The organism is Streptomyces sp. SPB074, from assembly GCF_000154905.1.
Lineage (GTDB): Bacteria > Actinomycetota > Actinomycetes > Streptomycetales > Streptomycetaceae > Streptomyces.
Map to the genome: position 1 here is coordinate 3372713 of NZ_GG770539.1, position 3940 is coordinate 3376652.

The 3940-nt window shown below is 73.8% G+C and carries 5 protein-coding genes; 3 read left to right on the forward strand and 2 right to left on the reverse strand.

What is annotated here, in order from left to right:
* Together SSBG_RS13940 and SSBG_RS13945 are read right to left on the reverse strand one after the other, a co-directional pair.
* Positions 1 to 859: NAD(P)/FAD-dependent oxidoreductase (locus SSBG_RS13940; RefSeq protein WP_037871451.1), on the reverse strand; the 859-nt coding region annotated here is incomplete at its 3' end.
* 166 nt (positions 860 to 1025) lie between these two features.
* Complete coding sequence (locus tag SSBG_RS13945) at positions 1026 to 1793, reverse strand: NPP1 family protein (RefSeq protein WP_008746760.1); 768 nt, start codon at positions 1791 to 1793, stop codon at positions 1026 to 1028.
* 217 nt (positions 1794 to 2010) lie between these two features.
* Here SSBG_RS13945 and SSBG_RS13950 point away from each other — a divergent pair, with 217 nt between their 5' ends.
* The 3 genes from SSBG_RS13950 to SSBG_RS13960 all read left to right on the forward strand — a co-directional run bounded on the left by SSBG_RS13950 (position 2011) and on the right by SSBG_RS13960 (position 3910).
* A complete protein-coding gene (locus SSBG_RS13950) occupies positions 2011 to 2358 on the forward strand; it encodes a DUF5713 family protein (protein ID WP_008746761.1) in 348 nt (115 codons plus the stop codon).
* A 145-nt stretch (positions 2359 to 2503) separates the two neighbouring features.
* Positions 2504 to 2746 carry a hypothetical protein gene (locus SSBG_RS13955; protein WP_008746762.1) on the forward strand — a complete coding sequence of 81 codons (243 nt, stop codon included), beginning with the start codon at positions 2504 to 2506 and terminating at the stop codon, positions 2744 to 2746.
* Between the two features lie 27 nt (positions 2747 to 2773).
* Positions 2774 to 3910 carry a flotillin family protein gene (locus tag SSBG_RS13960; RefSeq protein WP_008746763.1) on the forward strand — a complete coding sequence of 379 codons (1137 nt, stop codon included), beginning with the start codon at positions 2774 to 2776 and terminating at the stop codon, positions 3908 to 3910.
* Positions 3911 to 3940 lie beyond the last annotated feature (30 nt).

Below are 3940 nucleotides of genomic sequence, written 5' to 3' on the forward strand. Positions count from 1 at the left end.
ACGCGGAGGCCCCGACCTGCGCGGAGAGGTCGGTCGCGTTGCCCGCGATCCACAGGCCCGGCACGGTGGTGCGCCCGGTGGGCTCGGCGGGGATGTGGGTGCCCATGCCGGAGGGGTGCGGCACGGGGGTGAGACCGAGGCCGGCGAGGAACCCGGCGCGGGCCTCCATCCGGGTCGCGACCGCGAGCGCCCGGCGCGGCACGAAGGTCCCGTCCGCCATCCGCACGCCGGCGAGCCGCCCCTCCGCGTCGCTCTCGACGCCCGCCACCTCGCCCGGCACGACGCGGATGCCGCGCGCGGCGATCCACTCGTCGTCCGGCACCGGCTGACGGTCGGGGAAGTAGACGAGGTCGTCGCTCCACTGCCGGAAGAGCTTCACCTGGTGCAGGGACATCGGGCCCGTACCGAGCACGCCGATCGCCCGCTCGCGCACCTCCCAGCCGTGGCAGTACGGGCAGTGCACGACGTCCCCGCCCCAGTGCGCGCGCAGCCCGGGGACCTCGGGGAGCCCGTCCACGAGCCCGCTCGCGACGAGCACCGCGCGGGCCCGTACGACGGCCCCGTCCGCCGAGGTCACGGCGAAGCCGTCGCGGTCGCGCCGTACGTCCACGACCTCGCCCGCGACGACCTCGCCCCCGTACCCGCGCACCTCCGCGCGCCCGCGCCGCAGCAGTTCGGCGGGCTCGATCCCTTCGAGCCCGAGCACACCGTGCGCGCCCTCGGCCGGGGCGTTGCGCGGTTCGCCCGCGTCCAGAACGAGCACGGAGCGCCGCGCCCGCGCCAGGGTGAGCGCCCCGGCCAGCCCGGCGGGCCCGCCGCCCACGACCACGGCGTCGTACCGCTCCCGTACCTCGGTCATCGCGACCACCACCTCTCCTTGCGTTGCGGCCACCGTGCGGCAGACGCGGCGCGAGAGGCAAACATCTTTGCCGTTCCGGCAAAGCAGGCGGGAGCGGAGCGGCGGGCGGCGGGCGGCGGGCGGCGGGCTGCGGGCGGCGGGCGGCGTGCGGCGGGCGGCGGGCGGCTCAGGCGTACGGGTCGAAGGGGATGCCCGCCGGCTTCGCCTTCTCCAGGTGGCCGGCGAAGGTGTCGTCGCGGATGCCGAGGAGCGCGGAGCCGAAGTCGGCGGCGGTCAGCTTCTCGCGGATGCCGGGCGGGTAGCCGTCCCAGCCGACGACGGGCGGGCGCTGCCAGGTGCCCTTGTGGTTCTCGGGGGGCTCGTCGCCGCCGTTGTTCTTGGCGGCGCGGAAGCAGTGCGTGCTGATGCCGTCCTTGTGGTAGACGACCTTGGCGTGGGTGCCGTCGAAGGGGAGGCTGTCGGCGGCGTGCACGGCGAAGCCGCCGTGCTGCGAGGTCGACACGTAGGCGACGCGGTCCTCGTGCACCCACACCACGTTGTGCTCCCAGTCGTGCCGGTGGCCCGCGCTGCCGGGGCCGAGCGCGGCCTGGTCCTTCTCGAAGTAGGAGGCGTAGACGATGGCGCACCAGTCGTGGTCGCACTTCGTGCGGGCGTAGACGTTGACGTTGTCCAGGTCGGAGGCGTCCCTGCACTGCCCGTTGACGTCGCCGCCCAGCTTGAGGCCGCCGTTGAGGGTGCCGTCCGGGCCGATCGCGGTGCTCGCGTAGCAGCCGTCCTTGTCGTAGTCGTAGGCCGGTTCGTACGTCTTCTCCAGGGCGCTCGCGTTCTCGGGCAGCGCGCCGGGCGGATCGGCGAGCGCGGTACCGGCGGCGGCGAGGACGGTGACGGCGCTGAGCGCGGCGAGGGTGGCGAGGCGTCTCGTGAGGTGGGGCACGCGATACTCCCTGGCAGGGTGAAGTGGCCGCTTGAAGTGCGGTGTCTGCAAGGGGAGTTATGCACGGGCCCGGTGCCGCGCGAACCACCCTTACGGTACGCGCACATGACGTTCACACGTCGAAACGGTGCCCGTGGCCCCGGCGGCGCGCCCGGCGTTGTCGGTCCCCGCGCCCGGCCGCGCCCGCGTTGTCGGTGCCCCGCGCGAGACTCCCCCCATGACGACCGCACCCGGCAACCCCGCCCTGCGCGGGCACCGCTTCCTCGACGCCCTCTACGACGACGACTACTTCCCCGCGCCCGTCCTGGACCGGGGCGTCGCGATCCTGCGGCGGTTGTGCGCGCGCATCGAGGCGGCCCCGCCGGCGGGGCTGCCGGGCCTGTACGCGCTGACGCACGCGGCGACGCGCGAGTTCAACGCGCTGGAGGCGGCCTTCGAGGAGGCGGGCAGCGAGATCGAGACGGTGGCCCGCGAGGAGATCTGCGAGGAGTTCTGGCGGATCTCACGGGCGTACGGCTTCGAGGAGGCCGACGTGGACGAGCTGACGGCGCCCCGTGAGTGGTGAGGGAGCGGCGTCGCCGGGCGACGCGGCCCGGCTGCCGGCCCATGGTCCGTTCATGGGCCGTTCATGGTGTGCCGGGGATGGTTCGCGCGGCCTCCTCGCCGTACCCTGCACGCATTCGTATCGCAATGGTCCGGGGGATGGTGCGTTGGCGTCGGACGACGCGGTGCTCGGCCGCACGGGGGAAGTCGTCGTGGCCACGCGGGGCCCGGGGGGTCCCGGCGAGGTGCTCGCGGAGGTGCGGGGCGGGCGGGAGTTGTTCCTCGCCTGGTCCGAGGCGCCGATCCCGCGCGGCACCCGCGTCCTCGTCGTCGGCTCGCGCGGCACGCGCCAGATCGACGTGGTGCCCTGGGAGGGCCCGCTCGACGGACTCCTCGGCCCGCACACCTGAACCATCCACTTCGGGGGGATTGACCCTATGTTCGGCTACCGCGTTCCCGCGCCCGACCAGGCCATGCTCATCTCGGGCGGCAAGCGCGGACTGGGCGGCGCGCCCTTCCGCGTCGTCACGGGCCACGGCAAGCTCGTGCTGCCCATCATCCGCAAGTCCCGTTTCCTCTCCCTCGCGATGGCGGAGTCGGAGGTGGTCGAGAAGTGCGTGACGCGCCAGGGCATCGCCCTCACCGTGCGCGCCGTCATCGCCTTCAAGGTCGGCAACGACGTCGAGTCCATCGTCAACGCCGGTCAGCGCTTCCTCTCCGACCAGGAGCAGATGTCGGTCCTCACCGGCCGGATCTTCGCGGGCCACCTGCGCAGCATCATCGGCTCGATGACCGTCGAGGAGATCGTCACCGAGCGCCAGAAGCTCGCCACCGAGGTGCTGGACACCTCGAAGTCCGAGATGGCCTCGATCGGCCTGCACGTCGACTCGCTCCAGATCCAGTCCATCGACGACGGCGACACCGGCTACATCGAGGCCATGTCCGCCCCGCACAAGGCGAACATCCAGCGCGCCGCGCAGATCGCGCAGGCGCAGGCCACGCAAGCGGCCTCCGAGGCACAGCAGGAGGCGAACCGCAAGCAGGCCGAGTACGCGCGCGAGACGGCGATCGTGCAGGCGAAGTACAACGCCGAGGTCGACCAGGCGCGGGCCGAGGCCGAGCAGGCCGGTCCGCTCGCGCTCGCCCACGCGCAGCAGGAGGTGCTCGCCGCGCAGACCGAACTCGCCCAGCGGCAGGCGCGGCTGCGCGAGGAGCAGCTCGTGGCCGAGGTGGTCAAGCCCGCGCAGGCCGAGGCGGAGCGGATCAGGCTCCTCGCGCAGGCCGAGGCGGAGCGGATGCGCGTCCAGGCCGAGGCGGCGGCGTCGAACGACCGCGTGGCCCTGGACCGGATGCTGATCGACCAGCTCCCGATGATCGTCAAGGAGGCGGCGGGCGGCCTCTCGGGCGCCAACGTCAACGTCCTCAACGGCGCGGACGGGCTCGGCGAGATCGCGGCGGGCCTGGTGAGCCAGGGCCTGACCATCCTGGACTCGGTACGCGGCAACCTCAGCGGGACCGCGAACGGCGAGGAGGGGGACCGCCCCCGTCCCGGCACGGCCGTGGACATCGCCTGACGCGGGGCGGGGAAGAGGCGCGGCGGGCGG